This is a genomic window from Solirubrobacter phytolaccae (genome assembly GCF_027587195.1).
Lineage (GTDB): Bacteria > Actinomycetota > Thermoleophilia > Solirubrobacterales > Solirubrobacteraceae > Solirubrobacter > Solirubrobacter phytolaccae.
Genome location: NZ_JAPDDP010000011.1, coordinates 105,133 through 123,342, shown reverse-complemented (window position 1 = coordinate 123,342; position 18,210 = coordinate 105,133). Strand labels below are relative to the sequence as shown.

Here is an 18,210-nt window from a genome sequence, read left to right as displayed (position 1 = left end):
GCAGTCATCGCGGCGGAAAGTTATCCGCCGCGGGCGAGCAAAGCGGGCAGCTAAGCGGGCAGGCCGCTCAGCGAGCGCAGCTTCGACGCCGCACGCACCGCCTCTTCGCGCGAGTTGACCTCGAGCTTGCGGTACAGGTTCTTCAGGTGCGAGCGCACGGTCTCGCTCGACAGGACCAGGTTCTTGGCGATCTGGTCCGTCGTCGCGCCCGTGGAGAGCAGGTCCAGGACCTCCCACTCGCGGTCGGTCAGACGCGAGCGCACCGGACGCAGGCCGGCACCGCCGGTGGGGGCGGCGCGGTAGCGCTCGATCAGCTTCATCGCCAGCTGGCGCGAGATTGCGGCCTCGCCCTCGAGCGCGCCACGCAGCGCGCGCGGGAGCGCGTCCAGCTCGACCTCCTTGGAGAGGTAGCCCGAAGCGCCGGCACGCAGACCGCGCAGGCCGAGCTCCTCGTCACCCGCTCCGGTCAGAAGAACGACACGAATGGACGGGTCGGACTCATAGATCCGGCGCGTTGCCTCGATGCCATCCATCTCCGGCATCATGTAATCCATCACGACGACGTCCGGGCGGTAGAAGAGCGCGAGCTCCACCGCTTCCCGGCCCGTCGAGGCCTCGGCGATCACGGTCACGTCCGCGCGCTGCAGCGTGTCGCGGATCAGTCGGCGCACGAGAGGATCGTCGTCCGCGACGATCGTCCGCAGCACCGTCTCTTCGTTGTTGTCGTCCTTGTCAATCAACTTTTCGGAACCTCCGGGTCCGTGCTCGCCGAATGGTACGTATGTCATCGGCCGCCGTGGGGGAATTTTCTGCCCATGGGGGGTCGGATATCCGCTTAGTGGGGCATTGAAGCCCCCCACGACCGGGAGGAACCGCCCCGACCTGACCGGGCGAAGACCACCTTCCACTACCTAGGTCTAGCCGCGACGCTGCTCCTCGTGTCCAAGTGGCAGAGCGAACACGGGGTGCGGACCAGCTTGCGAGAGCTGCGCGACTCTCAAGACGCAGATCAGACGCTGCAGAACCTGCTGCGCGCGCTGACTCTGAACCTGGAGCTCCGTGCGCGGTACCGCGTGTTCGAGTTCGAAGCGGCCCAGGACGGCCACGAGGAGACCGCACGTCTCTTCCGCGAGCTCCGCGAGTCCGCCGGCGATCAGATCGCCGGCCTCATGAGCGGGCTTCGCGAGCGCCTCGGCCAGGACATGACTTCAACTGAGGGAATCGCATGAGTCACCGTCAAGGAGGAAGCATGACCATCGGCATCGTTGGACTCGGGTACGTCGGCCTTCCGCTGGCCGTCGCGTTCGCCGAGGCCGGCGAGCGTGTGATCGGCGTCGACACGAGCGTGGCCAAGGTGGCCTCGATCCGCCGCGGGGAGTCCTACATCGAGGACATCCCGTCGGAGCAGCTCGCCGCCGTCCGCCCGCAGCTGGAGGCCACCACGCGCACTTCGCGCCTGGCGCTCGCCGACGCGATCATCATCGCGGTCCCGACCCCGCTCACGGCCAACCGCGAGCCGGACCTCGGCCCGCTGCTCGCCGCCGCCCAGTCCGTCTCGGACGTGCTCCAGGCCGGCCAGCTCGTCGTCCTGGAGTCCACGACCTACCCGGGCACGACTCGTGAGCGCCTGCTGCCGATCCTCGAGGAGACTGGACTGCAGGCGGGTGTCGACTTCCACCTCGCCTTCTCCCCCGAGCGCGTCGACCCGGGCAACGAGAAGTTCCAGCTCGCGAACACCCCGAAGATCATCGGCGGCCTCACCCCCGCCTGCGCCGCGCAGGCCGAGGGCCTCTACGGCAAGGTCTGCGAGTCGATCGTCCCCGTCACCACCCCCGAGGTGGCCGAGATGGCGAAGCTGCTGGAGAACATCTTCCGCAGCGTGAACATCGCGCTCGTGAACGAGCTCGGCATGCTCGCCGAGCGGATGGGCGTCGACATCTACGAGGTCATCGACGCCGCCGCGACCAAGCCCTTCGGCTACATGCGCTTCGAGCCGGGCCCCGGCATGGGCGGCCACTGCCTCCCCGTCGACCCGTTCTACCTGTCCTGGAAGGCGCGCGAGTACGACTTCTCGACCGAGTTCATCGAGCTCGCCGGCAAGGTCAACCAGAACATGCCGTACGTCTGCGTCGAGCGCGCCGAGCGCCTGCTCAACGAGCACGGCAAGGCGGTCCGCGGCTCCAAGATCGCCATCCTCGGCGTGGCCTACAAGCCCGCCGTGGGTGACATCCGCGAGTCGCCGGCGCTGAAGATCATCGAGCGCCTGCAGTCCCTCGGCGGCGAGGTCGTCTACCACGACGAGTTCGTGCCCGAGCTCAAGCAGTTCGGCCTGACCAACACGTCCCTCGCGGACGCCCTCGACGGTGCGGACGTCGCGCTGATCGTGACGGCCCACCCGGGCATCGACCACATGACCATCAGCACGCAGGTGCCGACGGTCGACTACCGCGGGGTCACCCGCACCACTCGGGCGGCAGCGAGGCCCCCGATGGAGATGGCGGTCCTGCCCCAGCGGGACAACGAGATCGAGCCCACGGAGGTGGCGGCATGAAGCGTCTAATGATTGTGGCGGACCATTCGTTCGTCGTTCAGGCCATTCGACTTGCACTGCGGCAGACCGCGGGCTTCCAGGTCGTCGGGTTCTTCGACGGCCGCGGCTCGGTGCGCAACGCGCTCACCGAGCTCAAGCCGGACGTCGTCCTCGTGGACGACATGCAGGAGACCGAGAACGCCCTCGAGCGCCTGCGTGAGATCGCCGAGTACGCCCCGCAGGCCAAGTCGCTGATGCTGACCCTGCAGATGGAGTCCGACTGGCTGGAGCAGGCGTTCGACGCCGGCGCCCAGGCCGTGGTCTCCAAGACCGTGCACCCCGTCTCGCTCGGCACGCTGCTGCGTGAGATCTCGCACGGCAACGTCGTGCACCGCTTCGAGAAGCGCCCGGCGCAGATCACCGAAGAGGACTGCCCGCTGACCGACCGCGAGCTCGAGATCCTCCAGCTCGTCGCCGAGGGCCACACCAACGGCCGGATCGCCCGCGAGCTGTGGGTGACCGAGCAGACGGTGAAGTTCCACCTGTCGAACACGTACCGCAAGCTCGGCGTCGCCAACCGCACCGAGGCCAGCCGGTACGCGCATCTGCACAACCTGACGGCGCCGCGCGAGCGGCTCGCGTCCTAAGCACCCAAGGAACACGTTCATGTCGGTGGAGGCAGAACCGCTCAGCGGCGGGCCGGCTTCCCTGCGCCTTTCGAGCTCCCGCGCGAGCAGCGCGCGGGGGTTCGGTCGAGGTCGGGTCTGGGCCCTGTTGATGGTCGACGTCGTCGCCGTGTGGCTCGCGCTCGCGGGCACGTACCTGGCGGCGGAGCAGATCGGTGACAAGCCCGCGGTCGTCGCGCCGGATGGCGTGATGCTCGCGATGGCGATCGGCCTGACGCTCATGTGGCCGGCCGTGTTCATGGCCTACGGCCTCTACGAGCGTCAGACGCGCGCGATCGCGCCGCGCAGCCTGGACGAGATCCTCGATCTCTTCCACGCGCTGCTGGCCGGGTCGCTCGTGCTCCTGGTCGTCGACCAGGGGACGATGTGGGCGTTCGACTGGGCGGTCTACTCGCCGCTCGAGTCTTTGATGTTCCTCACGTGCGCGCTCGTGCTCGTGCCGCTCGGGCGCTCGTGCGTGCGCACGTTCGTCCTGCCGAACGTGCTGCGGCCGCGCCGTGCGCTGATCGTCGGCGCCGGGCCTGAGGGCCGCATCGTCCAGCGCAAGTTGGAGGCGCACCCCGAGTTCAGCCTGCAGGTGATCGGCTTCGTCGACGACGAGCGCGACCGTGACGTGCTGGGCACCCACAAGGACCTGCCGCGGCTGATCGACACGCTCGAGGTCGACTGGGTCGTGGTCGCCACGACCGAGCCCACGAACGAGCTGCTGGACCTCATGCGCGAGGTCCGCCGCCCCGACGTGCACCTCTCGATCGTCCCGTCCTACTCCGAGCTGTTCGCGTCCAACGCGACGCTGGAGGAGCTCGAGGGGATCCCGATCGTGAGCCTGCCGCCGATGCGCCTCTCGCGCTCGATCCGCACGGTCAAGCGCGCGATCGACCTCGTCGCGTCCGGCCTCGGCCTGCTCGCGCTCTCGCCACTGCTGGCCGTGATCGCGATCGCGATCCGGATCGACAGCCCCGGCCCGATCTTCTTCCGCCAGCGCCGGCACGGCCGGGGCGGCAGCGAGTTCAAGATCGTCAAGTTCCGCACGATGGTCGCGGACGCCGAGGCGCAGCGCCTGGCGATGGCGCACATGAACGAGATGGAGGGCTCCGGCCCGCTGTTCAAGATGGCCAACGACCCGCGGATCACCAAGGTCGGCGCGTTCCTGCGCAAGACGAGCCTCGACGAGCTGCCGCAGCTGTGGAACGTGCTGCGCGGCGAGATGTCGCTCGTCGGCCCGCGGCCGTTCGTCGTCCACGAGTCCGAGCAGATCACGGGCTGGGCCGGCCGCCGGCTGGACACCACGCCCGGCATCACCGGCCTCTGGCAGATCCTCGGCCGCAACGACATCCCGTTCGACGAGATGGTCAAGCTCGACTACGTCTACGTCACCAATTGGTCCCTGTGGTGGGACATCAAGATCCTGCTTCGGACTATCCCGACCGTGCTCGGGCGGAAGGGTGCTTACTGATGCCCATCATCGTGGTTCCGGCCTTCAATGAGGAGGCCAACGTCCCCAACCTGCTGCGGGACCTGTCCGCGCGGCGGGAGCTGTGGGAAGGTGGGCTGATCATCCTCGTCGACGACGGCTCGTCCGACGAGACGGTCGCGACCGCCAAGGCGCACCGCGGCGACCTGCCGCTGGTCGTGCTCGAGCAGGGCACCAACCAGGGCCCGGGCGCGGCGTTCGACGCCGGCTTCCGCTTCGCGTTGGGCGTCGCCCAGGACGACGACCTGATCATCACGCTCGAGTCCGACACGACGAGCGACCTCGACGCGGTCGAGGGCATGATGGAGGTCGCCCGTGAAGGCGCCGACATCGTGCTCGCCTCCCACCACGCCGGTGGCGAGCTCGCCAACGTCTCGCGCCACCGCCGCTTCCTCTCGAAGGCCGCGTCGTCGGCGATCCGCGCCGGTGCCGGGCTCAACGCGAGCACGGTCTCCTCGTTCTTCCGCGTCTACCGCGCCGACATGCTGCGCGCCGGCTACACCAAGCACGGCGACAACCTGATCCGCGAGCGTGGCTTCGCCTGCAAGGCCGAGCTGCTGATCAAGCTCTCGCGCATGGGCGCCCAGGTGGCCGAGGTCCCCGTGACCCTGGACTGGGCCAAGCGCGAGGGCGAGAGCAAGATGCGCGTGCTGCCGACCGTGGCCGGTTACGCGCGGCTCATGACCCGTCAGGTCGCGAGCCGCCGAGGGTCTACATGACGGGCGACGCTCGCCTGACGGCTCGCGTCGCTGCGAGTACTCGCCCGGAGGGCTCGCACTCGCGCGCTCCGCGTTCGGTGGGTGTCGTCGGCGGAGGCCTGCTCGGCCTCGACATCGCGTACGAGCTCGCGCAGCAGGGCGTGAAGGTCTCCGTCTACGAGGCCGACAAGCGTCTGGGCGGGCTCGCCGGCTCCACCAAGATCGGCGGCGTCGCGGTCGACCGCTACTACCACGCGGTCACCACGACCGACGACAAGGTGGTCTCGCTGGCCGAGTCGCTCGGCCTGAGCATCCGCTGGCGGCCGCTGGGCGTGGGCTTCTACCACGACGGTCAGCGCTGCTCGATGTCGACGCCGGTCGAGGTGCTCCGCTTCCCCGGCCTGCGCCTGGACGACAAGGCGCGGCTCGCCGCGTTCGTGCTCGCGTGCGGGCGCATCAAGGACGCCGAGGCGCTCGACGAGCAGCCGATCGAGGCGTGGGCGCGCAAGCTCAGCGGCAACCGGCTGTGGGAGCGCCTGTGGGCGCCGCTGCTGGACTCCAAGTTCGACGGCCACTACGACGACCTGCCCGCGACCTACCTGTGGTCGCGCATGCGCCGCACGGCCGGCACCCGCTCCAAGGGCGGCCGCGAGGTCATGGGCGCGATCGAGGGTGGCTACCAGGCGCTCGTCGACCGGCTCGCGGACCGCATCCGCTCGCTCGGCGGCGAGGTCCACACCTCCACCCCGGTCCGGCACATCCCGGCCTCCGCGTCCGGCGCCGCCATCGGCGTCGTCACCGACGCCGGCCTGCAGGCGCACGACACCGTCGTCACGACGCAGCTGCGCCCGAACCTGAAGGGCCTGCTCGCCGACGAGCTCGAGCACGCGCTCGGGCCCGACCCGCTGCGCTACATGGGCATCGTCTGCCTCGTCGCGCGCGTCAAGCAGAGCGTCAGCCCGTACTACGCGATCAACATCACCGACCGGCGCGTGCCGATCACGAGCGTCGTCGAGACGACCCACGCGGTCGACCCCGAGTGGGTGGACGGCCACCTGATCTACGTGCCCAAGTACGTGCGCTCGACCAACCCGATCCTGGAGCGGTCGAGCGAGGACATCACGGACGAGTTCCTCGGGCACGTCCAGACCCTCTTCCCGGACTTCCGCCGGGAGGACGTGATCGCGAGCCAGGTCGCTCGCACCACGGTCGCGGAGCCCGTCCACGTGGCGAGCGTCGCGAACCGCATCCCGCCCGTCTTCGCGGCCCCCGGGCTCGCGGTGGCGAGCTCGGCGCGGGTGCATCCCAACATCGTTCACGGCCAGGCCATCGCAGGGGTCGCCGAACACGTCGCCGGCGAGGTCCTCGCCCGGCTCACCACGGACAACACGCAGCAAAGGAGTGCAGCATGAACCTCCCCGACATCGTCGGCATCACCGGCGCCGCCGGGTTCGTCGGCGCCAACCTGGTCGAGCGCCTTCTGGATGAGGGCTGCAAGGTCATCGGCATCGACGACTTCTCGATGAGCGGCCCGGAGAACCTCCGCGGCATCCTCGGCCGCCCCGGCTTCGAGCTGCTCGAGTACGACTGCCGCGACACGGCGCGGATGCGCAAGGACTTCGCCGAGGTCGGGGGCATCATGCACCTCGCCGCGTGCAAGATCCCGCGCTTCGGCGGGGCCCTGAACACGATGCAGGTCAACGTCGGCGGCTCCGAGTCCGCCTTCGAGGTCGCGCTCGACCTCGACGTGCCGGTCGTCTTCACCTCCACCTCCGACGTCTACGGCAACGCCGCGACGCCCTTCCGCGAGGACGGCGAGATCGTCCTCGGCCCGCCCACCTCGCGCCGCTGGTCCTACGCCGCGTCGAAGTACTACGACGAGCACCTGGCCCTGCGCATGCACGAGGAGAACGGCCTGCAGGTCTCGATCCTGCGCCTCTTCAACGCCTACGGCGTCCGCAACCACCCCTCCTGGTGGGGCGGCCCGCTCTCCGTGTTCCTCGAGGACCTCCTCGACGGCAAGGAGATGGAGATCCACGGCGACGGCCAGCAGGTCCGCTCGTTCACGTACGTGAGCGACACGGTCGACGGCTTCGTCCGCGCGCTCGCCACCCCGGAGGCCGTCGGCGAGGTCATCAACATCGCCAACGAGGAGCCGGTGAAGATCATCGACCTCGCCCAGACGGTGCAGACCGCGATGGGCATCGAGGGCGACCTGCGGGCCAAGATCGTCTCCTACGAGTCGATGGGCGGCAACTACCAGGACGTGAAGATCCGCGTCCCCTCGACCGAGAAGGCCGAGCGCATCCTGGGCCACAAGGCGCAGGTCAAGCTCGAGGAAGGCCTCGAGAAGACGATCGCCTGGCACCGCGAGCTGCGCGAGCTCAAGGTCGCCGCGTGACCGCAGTCCCCGCTCCAAAGGCGCCCGCCCCGAAGGCCGGCAAGCGCGACGCCGCGCTGCTGTCGATCGGGACGGTCGCCTCAGGGCTGCTCGCCTACGCGTTCAACGTGCTGGCGGCACGAGCCCTGGGGCCCGAGGCGTTCGCCGCCATCGGCGCCCTGTGGGCGGGGATGTTCCTGATCGCCGTGCTGCTGTTCCGTCCGCTCGAGCAGACGGTCTCGCGCACGGTGGCCGATCTCGTCGCTCGCGGCGCGGACGCCCGCGCCGCGGTGCGCACCACGGCCTGGCTCGGCGGCGGTGTCGCCGTCGCCGCGTGCCTGGCGTGCGTCGCCGCCTGGGGGCCGATCACCGACGGCCTGTTCGGCGGCCGTGACGAGCTGACCGTCGCGCTCGTCGCCGGCCTCGCCGGCTACGCGCTCTCTTACTTCGCCCGCGGGCTCGCGGGCGGCGTGCGCTGGTTCGGCGGCTACGGCCTCGTCCTGCTCGCCGACGGCGGCATCCGCCTGCTCGTCGCGCTGCCGCTGCTCGTCTGGGCCTCCACCACGCTCGCCGCGATCGCGATCGCCGCGGCCGCGGTGGGCGGCGCGCTCGCCCCGCTGCTCTCGCGGGACCGCGGCATCCTGCTGGAGGTCAACGGCGGCTCGACCGAGCACGCGCCGTTCAAGCTCGGCGCCGCCGCCCGCTTCGCCGCGCCTGCCGCCGTGATGGCCGGCTGCGAGCAGATCCTGCTCAGCGGCGGCCCGCTCATCGTCCTGATCCGCGGTGGCGAGGACGCCGCCGCGACCGCCGGCGTGCTGTTCGCCGCCGCCCTGCTGGTCCGCGCGCCGGTGTTCCTGTTCCAGGGCGTCGCGGCCTCGCTGCTCGCGAACTTCACCACCTACCGCGCGCAGGGCGACCACGCCCGTCTGCACGCGGCCACCGTCAAGGTCGCGCTCATCTGCGCCGGCATCGCCGTCCTCGGCGCGCTCGGCGCGCTCGCGGTCGGCCCGCTGGCGATGGACCTGCTCTACGGCGCCGGCTTCGAGGCCACCCGCGGTGACCTTGCGCTGCTGTCGCTCGGCATCGGCGGCTTCCTCGCCGCCAGCACGTTCTCGCAGGCCCTGCTCGCCGCGGATGACGCGGGCGCCGCAGCCTGGCGCTGGGCGCTCGCCACCCTCATCTTCATCGGCCTCCAGCTGACCCTCCCCGGCGCCGCGTTCACGCGTGTGAGCGTGGGCTTCGCGGTCGCCGGGGTGCTGGTCGGGGTGCTGCTGCTGGTGCGCGTGTGGCGCGCGAAGCCCGCTACTTGAGCTTCGTCTTCTTCGCCTTCGTCTTGGCCTTGCTCTTGGCCTTGGCCTTGCTCGACTTGCTGCTCTTGCTGGCGGCGCCGGCCTGGACCGTGTCGCTGATCGGCGCGGCCATGTCGGCGGCGATCTCCGCCCGGGTGCGAGCGCCGGCCCACACGCGGACCTCGTCGATCGTGCCCTTGAACCACTCGTCCCAGATCTTGTTGCCGCCGATCCGGAGCGGGTCGTTGGACTTCACGAGCGAGCCGCTGAGCGCCTTGGTCGCGACCTCGACGCCGTTGCGGTAGACCCGGAGCTGGGTGCCGTCGAACGTGGCCGCGACGTGCGTCCACGCCCCCGCTTCTGCGGACTGCGAGCTCAGAGCAGAGGTGTACTTCGGGCCGACGGCGACCTCGGCCACCGGGCGGGCGCTGCCGTTGGAGGAGTACAGCGAGTAGGTCTGGTGACCGGCGGCGGCGTTCTCCTTGAAGACGACGCTGCGGTAGCCGGCGGTCGAGGTCGGCTTGACCCAGGCCTCGAGCGTCATGCCCGTCGTGAGGTCGAGCGAGGCCGAGTCGGGGATGTTGACCGTGTCATTGACGCCGTCGAAGGACAGCGCGCCGCCGAACTTGCCGGCGGTGACGCGGGTCGCGCCGGAGACCGTGCCGGTGTTGCCCTGGCCGCTGGTGTCCTTGGCGGTGGTGCCGGACGTCTCGTTGAAGCTCCAGGCGCCGACGAGCTTCTGGCTCGGAGCGGGCGTGGGCGTCGGGGTGGGCGCGGGCGGAGCCGGGGTCGGCGTGGCCGTCGGCGCCGGCGGAACCGGAGTCGGCGTCGCGGTCGGCGTGGGCGGCACCGGGGTCGGCGTCGGCGTGGGCGCCGGCGGGACCGGGGTCGCGGTCGGCGTGGGCGTGGGCGTGGACGTCGGGGTGGGCGTCGGCGTCGGCGACGGGGTGGTCGTCGGGGTCGGCGTGGGCGTCGGGGTCGGCGTCGACGTCGTGCCGAACTCGTACGCGCCGGCGTCCGGCGTGGCGTCGCGCAGCTTGCCGTCGCGGTCGCGCGCCGGGGCGTCGTCGGCGACGCCGGCGTTGATGGCGGGCGAGCCGGCCTTCAGGCGGAAGTCGTACACCGCCGGGTTCACCCACGCGAACGCGGCCGGGGTCGTCTTCGTGCTCGACGCCGGGCTGACGGCCTTGTCGGACGAGCCGCACTTGGAGCCCACGTTGCCGCGGTAGGTCACGCCGGAGACGCACGACCACGAGCCGAGGTTGTTCGTCCAGCGCGAGCCCGTGCCCGAGGTGCGGCTGATGTTGGCCGGGATCTCGAACGTGTTGTTGCGGACGACCCAGTTCTGCAGCGTGCCGCCGTCCGAGCCGGTGTCCCCGACGTAGAGGCTGAAGTAGTGCCAGGAGCCGGCTTCGATGTTCGTCGAGTGGGCGAAGACGTTGTTCTCGATCGTCACGTTGCCGTAGGGCGCCGGCGTCGGCGTCCACCAGTGTCCGAAGGTGAAGAACAGGTCCATCGTCGCGCACTCGGTGAAGGTGCTGTTGCGCACGGTGAAGCCGGGCACGACGATCGCGTAGATGCACTCGTTGTGCACGGCCGAGTCGGTGACCCGGACGTCGTGGAAGACGACGTTGTCGAACGTGATGTTCGCGCCGTTGACCAGGGCGCCCTTCTCGTCCGTGACGTTGCCGACACGGCCGTTCTTGAACGTGACGTTCGAGCCGCTGATGCCGAGCGCGGGCATCTTCGCGAACCCGGCGTCGATGTTGAACCCGTCGAACACGACGCTGGAGGACTTGATGTCCAGCTGGCGCACGATGGCGGCGCTCGTGATGAAGGTCACGGGCTTGGTCCCGGCCGGGACCTGCTGCGGCTCGAAGGTTCCGGAGCCCACGGACACCGTGTCGCCGCTCGCCGCTGCCGCATAGGCACGCGCGAACGACTTGCAGGGCGCGGACGCGGTGCACGCGGCGCTATCTGAGCCTGAGGTGGACACATGCAACGTGCTGGCTTGCGCTGTTGGGGCAGCAAACGCAAGGCCGAGCACGACCGACAGGACGGCGCGACGCATCGATACTCCTGTATGGGGAAGGGGAGATGCCCGGCCGTAGAGAGAGGGGGCCAGCCGGGCCGTGAGAGACCTATCGGATGTCCAAGGGACACCCTTGATCAGGGTTATCCCCCATTCCACGCGGTGATAACGAGGCGTTTCTGGTTTAGAACGCGGCGATCACGTGATCGAGCGCGCGACTGGCTTGGGCGCCTGTCTCACCAAGATCGAGCACTTCGAGTTCCCCACCGGTAGGTCCGGCGGCGAACGCCGGCACGCGATCGAGTTGCTGCGTGAGGAAGGCCTGCGCGGCGTCGTCGTGCTGGGCGCGCGTCTCGGCGAGCCGGCTGTCGTCGACGAGCTGGTCGGGGTCGAGCCCGGGCACCGCCTCGGCGATCCGGCGCGCGAACGCGTCGTCGACGTAGTCGGTGGTCTCGTCGCGCTGGTTGGCCCACCACAACTTCGCGAACGTCCACATGCGGTCTTGCGCGGCCGCCCCCCACGCGTATTGCGCGGCGAGGGTCGACCACTCCTGGGCGATGCCGATCGGCCGCAGCTCGATCCGCACGTCCCCGGACCGGACGTGGTCCTCGATCACCTGCGGCAGGACGTCCTGCGAGTAGACCGCGCACGGCGTGCAGACGAGGTCGGCGTACTCGACGAGCGTGACCTTCGCGTCCGGGTCGCCGAGCACGTTGCCGTGCTGCTCGATCCCGTCGAACTGCTCGGTGGCGAGGTCGACGCCGGCGACCGTGCCGAGCGGCTCGGGCGTGGCGCTCGCGGTCGCGGTCGTGTCCGGCGCGTCGGGCGGGCTCGAGCTCCCGCCGCACGCGGCCAGCGTGGCGGCGACGAGCAGCGCACCGAGCAGCCGCGCGCGGCGCGCGCTCACGACTCGGCGGTGGCGGGCACCGGCGCGCGGCCGCGCCGGAAGCGGGCCGGCAGGAGCGCGCGCGTGTCCCGGACGACCTCGGGGGCACGCCACGCGAGCAGCGGCACGTAGACGACGGCGCCGACCGCGACGCACAGCACGAGCCGTGCCAGCGCGGGCACGTCGGCGTCGACGAGCGCCATCCGCGCCGCGGCGACGGCGATCATCATCCCGATCGCGGCCTGGAAGACCCCGCTGACCGCGCGCACGAAGATCATCGGCGAGACGCCGAGCACGCGGGCGGTGATGATCGTCAGGATCGGGTCGACGATGGTGCTGGAGATCGCGTACGCGGCGGCGACGCCGGTCACGCCCCACTGGACGCCGACGGCGAACGCGGTGACGTGCGCGACCACGAACAAGCAGGTGAAGCGGAACATCAGCGCGGTGCGGTCGCGCGCCATCAGGATGTCCACGTTGGTGCTCTGGAGCGCCTGCAGGATGCCGACCCAGGCCAGGATCTGGATGATCGGCGCGGCGGCGGCCCAGCTCGAGCCGAGCGCGACGGCCACGAAGTCGTCGGCGACGACGATCACGCCCGCGAGCGCCGGGACGGAGATCGCGGCGATCATCCGCACGACCTTCGCCCACGCCTCGGCGATCCGCTTGGGCTCGTCCTGCATGCGCGAGAACGCCGGCGCGAGCACGCGCTGGATCGGGCCGCCGATGCGCGAGGCCGGCGCGAGCATCACCTGGTAGGCGATCGCGTACGCGCCGACGGCGGCGCTGCCCACCCAGCGACCGATGATGAAGTTGTCCGCGTTCTGCTGCGTGTAGTAGAGGAGCCGGTGGCCGACCAGGAAGCCGCTGAACGACCACAGGTCCTTCAGGCTGGCCTTGGAGAAGCGCAGCTGCGGGCGCCAGTCCGACGCGCGCCACATCAGCGCCGACGTCGCCGTCGCGACCGCGATGTGCTGGCCGATGATCGCCCACGGCCCGGCCCCGGCGGCGGCGAGCGCGAGCGCGATCGGCGCGCCGGCCATCGCGCCGGCGACCGACAGCAGCTCCAGGCGACGGAAGGCCATGTCGCGCAGCAGCAGCGCCTGCTGGGTGGCGCCGAGCGAGGCCACGACGAACGTCACCGACAGCGCCGCGAACAGCGGCTGCGTGTCCGGCTCGCCGTACAGGCCGGCCATCGGGCCCGAGAGCGCGACGCCGAGCACGAGGAAGATGACGCCGGACGCGACGGTCGTCCAGAACGCGGTGTTCTTGTCGTCGTCGGTGACCGTCTTGCGCTGCACCAGCGCGGCGCCGAGTGCCAGGTCGGAGAAGATCAGCACGAGGCTCGCGAACACGAGCGTGAGCGCGGCGAGGCCGTACTCGCTCGGCGTCAGCATGCGGGCGACGCCGATCGCGACGAACATCCGCGTGAGCTGGACCGCGATCTGCGAGAAGCCGACCCAGCCGACGCCGGACACCGCCCGCGCTCTGATCGACCCCGCCTTGGGCGCGCTGTCTTCGGCCATCGAAAGTGAGCGTACCGGCGGTTTCGCGGCACGCCCTGGCCGGTCGGATAGGGCTCTGCACCGCTATCTTCCCGTGCCGTGGATCGGGCTCAACTCAAGCGGCTGGTGCGCGATGCCGCCACGCGCACCAATGCTGCCGCGCGCGCACGCGGCGTCGAGGTCCGGCGGGTCTCGAAGGTCTTCGTCGACCATCCGGAGGCCGAGCTGCGGATGACGCTCGAGCACGCCGTCGCGCACCGGATCATGACGGGCGGGCCTGACCTGTTCGTCGTGCAGGTCGGCGCCTTCGACGGTCAGACCAACGACCCGATCCACGAGTGGATCATGCGCTTCGGCTGGCGCGGCGTGCTGGTCGAGCCGCAGGCCCGCTACTTCGCGCGCCTGCAACAGACCTACGCCGGCGTCGAGGGCCTGGAGCTGCGCAACGTCGCGCTCGCCCACATCAGCGGCCAGCTGCCGTTCTACACCGTCCGCCAGGAGCCGGGCGTGCCCGACTGGGCCGGCCAGCTCGCCACCTTCGAGCGCGCGACGATCCTCTCGCACGAGCACCTCGTGCCCAACATCGAGGCGTTGATCGAGACCACCGAGGTCGAGACCAAGTCCTTCCACGACCTGCTCGAGGGCGTCGAGCAGGTGGACCTGCTGCAGATCGACGCCGAGGGCTTCGACGCCGAGATCGTGCGCATGTTCGACTTCGACCGCTGGCAGCCGAGCATCGTCAACTTCGAGAGCACGCACCTCAGCCGCGAGGACCACGAGTCGGTGCTGCGGCTCCTGATCGACCGCGGCTACCGCGTGTCCACGACCGACGTGGACACGCTCGCCTACCGCGAGCGCTAGGAGGCCGGCGCGCCGCGCCGGATCGCCGTCCGCAGCCGCTGGCTGTGGCGCAGCGCGCGCACGACGTCGCGGTCGGGGAAGCGCCGCTCGCGCGCGGCGGCCGAGGACGCGTAGCCCCACAGCATCATCAGCGCGGTCGGCTGCTGACGGGCGCGGTAGACGGAGCGCAGCGCGAGGTAGCTCGGGCGGTAGCCCATGTACCAGCACGCGCGGCCCAGCCGCACGTAGTGATGACGGGGCGATGCCTCGCGTCCGCCCTCCGGCCGGTTGTGGCGGAACGGCAGGTCGATGAACGTCTCCGTCTCCAGGCCGCGCAGCTGCGCCTGCAGCTCGTCGATCCCGTCCCAGCCCATGCGCGGCTCGAGCGACCGCACGATGTCCAGGCACGACCAGCGGTACGCGCGTGACGCGCCCCAGACGGTCGACGCCGCCTTCGTGCGCCGCACCCACTCGCCGTCCTCGAGCTCGAGGCAGGTGCCGCTCGCGATGCCGAGCTTCGGGTCCTGCTCGAAGCGCGCGATCAGCTGCTCGCAGTAGTCGGGCTCGAAGTCGATGTCGGCGTCCATCTTCACGAACACGTCGACCGGCCCGGGCAGCGCTTCGACGCCGGCGCGGAAGGCCAGCAGGTCACGGCCCTCGCGGCGCCCGTTCTCGAGCGTGCCCTCGTCGGTCGCGCCGGCGCGGTCGAGCCGGCTGATCCACGGATGCGCCTCCGCGAGCTCGGCGACGATCGCGGCCGTCTCGTCCGTGCTGCCGTCGTCGACGACGACCCACGCGACCGGCGGCAGCGTCTGCGCGATCAGCGCCGCGGCCAGGCGCGGCAGGTTGCCCGCCTCGTTGCGCGCGGGGGTGACGACGGCGTAGCTCACGCGGACACCCCGAGCGGCTCCGGCGCCGACGCGAAGGCGCGCGGCAACGTCTTCGAGAGCCACAGCTCGAGCATCAGGACCGCGAGCAGGAAGTTCGCGTGCTGACCCTGGCCGGCGCGGAAGTCGCGCACCGCGCCCGCGACGACGTCACGGTCGATGACCTGCGCGTACGCCGGGTCGGGGCCGAGCAGGAGCTCGTCGACCGCGCCGCCGCTGCCGCCACCGATCCAGCCCTCGACGGCCTCGTTGAAGAAGCCGCGCTTCTTCTTGGCGAGCACGAAGTCGGGCACGAGGCCCTTGGCCGCCTCGCGCAGGACGTGCTTGCCCTGCAGGCGGTGGACCTTCAGGTGGGCGGGCACGCGCGCCGCGAGCTCGACGAACTCGTGGTCGAGGAACGGCACGCGGACCTCCAGCGACTTGGCCATCGAGGCGCGGTCGAAGTAGGCGAGCATGTCGTCCACGAGGCCGAGGCGGGCATCGAGGTACATGGCCGACTCGAGCGGCCCGCGGCCCGGTGCGCCGGCGAGGCGGTCGCGCAGGACGCGCTCGGCGGCGCCGGACTGCTCGGCCAGCGCGCCGCTGAACACGCTCGCGCGCAGCTCGGGGCGCACGAGCCCGCTCGAGGCGAGCAGGCGGGAGACGGGGTCGGGCGACTGCAGGGCGTCGAGCAGCTGGCGCGAGCGGCCGGGGCCCTTGCGCATCGCCACCGCCGCGGCGGTGCGGGCCGGCCCGGGCAGGCGCGTCCAGTGCTGAACGAGCGACGCGACGCGGTGCTTGCGGTAGCCGCCGAACAGCTCGTCGGCGCCCTGGCCGGAAAGCGCGACGGTCACCTCGGAGACGGCGAGCTCGCAGAGTGCGAGGAACCCGACGGCGGAGAGGTCGGCGATCGGCTCGTCCAGGTGCCACGCGAGCTTGGTCAGCGCGTCGGTGCTGGTCGCGGTCGAGACCTGCAGCTCGTGGTGCTCGGCGCCGAGCGCGTCCGCGACGCGGCGCGCGTCCGGCAGCTCGGAGTCCGCGCCCTCGAAGCCGACGGCGAAGGTCTTCAGCGGCTGGCCGTTCATGTGCCGCGCCATCAGCGCGACGATCAGGCTCGAGTCCAGGCCGCCGCTGAGCATCGCGCCGAGCGGCACGTCGCTCATCAGGCGCATCTTGACCGAGTCCTCGAGCGCGTCGCGCACGATCTCGGTCCACTCGTCCGCCGAGCGCGGCGTCTGGTCGGCCTCGGGCGCCGGGTAGTCCCACCAGCGCTCGACCCGCACAGCGCCGTCCTCGATCACGAGGCGCTCGCCCGGGGCGAGCTTGCGGACGTCCTTGAGCGGCGTCATCGGGCTCGGCACGTAGCCGAGCATCAGGTAGGCGGAGATCGCCTCGGCGTCCAGCTCGGAGCCGACGAGGCCGCTGGCCACGACGCACTTGAGCTCGGACCCGAACACCACCACGTCGCCCACGTGCGCGTAGTAGAGGGGCTTGACGCCAAGCCGGTCGCGGATGAGCACGCCGCGGCGCTTGTCCTGGTCCCAGACCGCGACCGCGAACATGCCGCGCAGGCGCTCGGCCATCGCCGGGCCATGATCCTCGTACAGGTGCGGCAGCACTTCCGTGTCGCACCGGCTCGTGAAGACGTGGCCACGACCGCGCAGCTCCTCGCGCAGCTGGTCGTGGTTGTAGATCTCGCCGTTCTGGGCGCCCCAGATGCGGCCGCGCTCGTTGGCGAACGGCTGGTGGCCACCCTCGACGTCGATGATCGAGAGGCGCCGGGCGCCGAGCGAGCAGCCCGCGTCGGAGACGAACCCCGCGTCGTCGGGCCCGCGGTACTCGATGAGCTCGGTCATCCGCCGCAGAACGGGCTCGGGAAGGGGCGGCGTGCTGCCGCCGTCGACGCGGAAGGCTCCGGCTATCCCACACATGCCAGGCACCGTAGTCGCGCCGTCAGGACCCTGGCCTACCCGACCGTCCAGTAGCCCGACCGCGCAGGGCACCTGATCCAACGGCCAGGGACGGCAGGCCGGGCTCGCCCTATCGTCGTCCGCGATGAGGGACTCTGCACAGGCCACCCCGGACATCTCGGTCGTCGTCGCGACGCACAACCGCGCCGAGCGCCTGCAGGCGTTGCTCGACGGCCTGCACGCGCAGGATCTCCCGCGCGAGCGCTTCGAGGTCATCGTGGTCGACGACGCGTCGGCCGACCAGACGCCCGACGTGCTCGGCGCCGAGACCGCCGCGCAGCGGCTGAGCCTGCGCACCGTCCGCCTGGACACGGGCGGCGGGCCCGCGCGCGCCCGCAACACGGGCTGGCGCCTCGCCCGCGCGCAGCGGATCGCGTTCACCGACGACGACTGCATCCCGACGCCGGGCTGGCTGAGCGTGATGCTCGACGAGAGCCAGGGCCGCACGGACACCGTCGTGCAGGGCGTGACGATCCCGAACCCGGCCGAGGCGGAGGCGCTCACGCGCTACGCCAAGACGGTCCGCATCACGGGTCCCTCCCCCCACTTCGAGACCTGCAACATCAGCTACCCGCGCGCCCTCCTGGAGGCCGTGGCCGGCTTCGACGAGTCCTACCCCGCGCCCGCCGGCGAGGACTCGGACCTCGGCTGGCGGATCAAGGACGCCGGCGGCGTGCCGGTGTTCGCGCCCGCGGCCGTCGTCCATCACGCCGTGTTCCCGCGCACGCCGCGGCGCGCGTTCGACGACGCGCTGATGGCCACGCACGGCGTGCAGGCCTACAAGCGCAACCCGGGCCTGCGCGAGCACCTCACGCAGGGGATGTTCTACGAGCGCTCGCACCCGCTGCTGCTGCAGGCCGCGTTCGCCGCGTTCCTCGCGCGCCGCCAGCCCGCGGCGGCGGCGCTGTGCCTGCCGTACGCGATGCACCTGCGCCAGCGCACGCGCGGCGACGCGCAGCCCGTGCGCGCCGCGCTGTTCGCGGCGGCCTATGACGCGGTGCAGATCGGGGCGACCGTGCGCGGCGCGGTCCGCCACCGCTTCCCGATCCTCTGA

Annotated in this window: 16 protein-coding genes; 10 read left to right on the top strand and 6 right to left on the bottom strand. The window is 71.1% G+C overall.

The window, feature by feature from the left end:
• Nucleotides 1-50: 50 nt before the first annotated feature.
• Nucleotides 51-740, bottom strand: coding sequence for a response regulator (locus OJ997_RS08485; RefSeq protein ID WP_270024642.1), 690 nt, complete (start codon nucleotides 738-740; stop codon nucleotides 51-53).
• A gap of 198 nt (nucleotides 741-938) precedes the next feature.
• Here OJ997_RS08485 and OJ997_RS08480 point away from each other — a divergent pair, with 198 nt between their 5' ends.
• From OJ997_RS08480 to OJ997_RS08445, 8 genes are all read left to right on the top strand, one after another.
• Entirely contained in the window at nucleotides 939-1,229 is a 291-nt protein-coding gene (locus OJ997_RS08480) for a ferritin family protein (RefSeq protein ID WP_270024641.1), read from the top strand.
• A gap of 20 nt (nucleotides 1,230-1,249) precedes the next feature.
• Complete coding sequence (locus OJ997_RS08475) at nucleotides 1,250-2,551, top strand: nucleotide sugar dehydrogenase (protein WP_270024640.1); 1,302 nt, start codon at nucleotides 1,250-1,252, stop codon at nucleotides 2,549-2,551.
• 14 nt (nucleotides 2,552-2,565) lie between these two features.
• Nucleotides 2,566-3,177: a response regulator transcription factor gene (locus OJ997_RS08470; RefSeq protein ID WP_270024639.1), complete on the top strand. Its 612-nt coding sequence runs from the start codon at nucleotides 2,566-2,568 to the stop codon at nucleotides 3,175-3,177.
• A 130-nt stretch (nucleotides 3,178-3,307) separates the two neighbouring features.
• Entirely contained in the window at nucleotides 3,308-4,672 is a 1,365-nt protein-coding gene (locus OJ997_RS08465) for a sugar transferase (protein ID WP_270024638.1), read from the top strand.
• On the top strand, nucleotides 4,672-5,409 hold the full coding sequence (locus tag OJ997_RS08460) for a glycosyltransferase family 2 protein (RefSeq protein ID WP_270024637.1): 738 nt from the start codon (nucleotides 4,672-4,674) through the stop codon (nucleotides 5,407-5,409). The genes OJ997_RS08465 and OJ997_RS08460 overlap by 1 nt, the downstream gene beginning before the upstream one ends.
• Nucleotides 5,406-6,800, top strand: a complete 1,395-nt coding sequence (locus OJ997_RS08455; RefSeq protein WP_270024636.1) for an FAD-dependent oxidoreductase — start codon at nucleotides 5,406-5,408, stop codon at nucleotides 6,798-6,800. The genes OJ997_RS08460 and OJ997_RS08455 overlap by 4 nt, the downstream gene beginning before the upstream one ends.
• Nucleotides 6,797-7,789 (top strand): NAD-dependent epimerase/dehydratase family protein, encoded by a 993-nt coding sequence (locus OJ997_RS08450; RefSeq protein ID WP_270024635.1) that lies wholly within the window; start codon nucleotides 6,797-6,799, stop codon nucleotides 7,787-7,789. The genes OJ997_RS08455 and OJ997_RS08450 overlap by 4 nt, the downstream gene beginning before the upstream one ends.
• Nucleotides 7,786-9,078 carry a lipopolysaccharide biosynthesis protein gene (locus tag OJ997_RS08445; protein ID WP_270024634.1) on the top strand — a complete coding sequence of 431 codons (1,293 nt, stop codon included), beginning with the start codon at nucleotides 7,786-7,788 and terminating at the stop codon, nucleotides 9,076-9,078. Before OJ997_RS08450 ends, OJ997_RS08445 begins: the two co-directional genes overlap by 4 nt.
• On the opposite strand, the gene OJ997_RS08440 is transcribed toward OJ997_RS08445, so the two are convergent.
• The 3 genes from OJ997_RS08440 to OJ997_RS08430 all read right to left on the bottom strand — a co-directional run bounded on the left by OJ997_RS08440 (nucleotide 9,071) and on the right by OJ997_RS08430 (nucleotide 13,501).
• The gene (locus tag OJ997_RS08440; RefSeq protein ID WP_270024633.1) at nucleotides 9,071-10,951 is read right to left on the bottom strand and encodes a LamG domain-containing protein; all 1,881 of its coding nucleotides are present in this window, start codon (nucleotides 10,949-10,951) and stop codon (nucleotides 9,071-9,073) included. The genes OJ997_RS08445 and OJ997_RS08440 overlap by 8 nt on opposite strands.
• Nucleotides 10,952-11,273: 322 nt before the next feature.
• Nucleotides 11,274-11,996, bottom strand: coding sequence for a DsbA family protein (locus OJ997_RS08435; protein WP_270024632.1), 723 nt, complete (start codon nucleotides 11,994-11,996; stop codon nucleotides 11,274-11,276).
• Complete coding sequence (locus OJ997_RS08430; RefSeq protein ID WP_270024631.1) at nucleotides 11,993-13,501, bottom strand: MOP flippase family protein; 1,509 nt, start codon at nucleotides 13,499-13,501, stop codon at nucleotides 11,993-11,995. Before OJ997_RS08430 ends, OJ997_RS08435 begins: the two co-directional genes overlap by 4 nt.
• Nucleotides 13,502-13,579: 78 nt before the next feature.
• Between OJ997_RS08430 and OJ997_RS08425 the strand changes: the two genes are divergently transcribed.
• Complete coding sequence (locus OJ997_RS08425; protein ID WP_270024630.1) at nucleotides 13,580-14,341, top strand: FkbM family methyltransferase; 762 nt, start codon at nucleotides 13,580-13,582, stop codon at nucleotides 14,339-14,341.
• Here the strand turns inward: OJ997_RS08425 and OJ997_RS08420 are convergent.
• Complete coding sequence (locus OJ997_RS08420) at nucleotides 14,338-15,210, bottom strand: glycosyltransferase family 2 protein (RefSeq protein WP_270024629.1); 873 nt, start codon at nucleotides 15,208-15,210, stop codon at nucleotides 14,338-14,340. The genes OJ997_RS08425 and OJ997_RS08420 overlap by 4 nt on opposite strands.
• Entirely contained in the window at nucleotides 15,207-17,117 is a 1,911-nt protein-coding gene (gene asnB / locus OJ997_RS08415) for an asparagine synthase (glutamine-hydrolyzing) (protein ID WP_270024628.1), read from the bottom strand. The genes OJ997_RS08420 and asnB overlap by 4 nt, the downstream gene beginning before the upstream one ends.
• 124 nt (nucleotides 17,118-17,241) lie before the next feature.
• Here asnB and OJ997_RS08410 point away from each other — a divergent pair, with 124 nt between their 5' ends.
• Nucleotides 17,242-18,210, top strand: coding sequence for a glycosyltransferase family 2 protein (locus tag OJ997_RS08410; protein ID WP_270024627.1), 969 nt, complete (start codon nucleotides 17,242-17,244; stop codon nucleotides 18,208-18,210).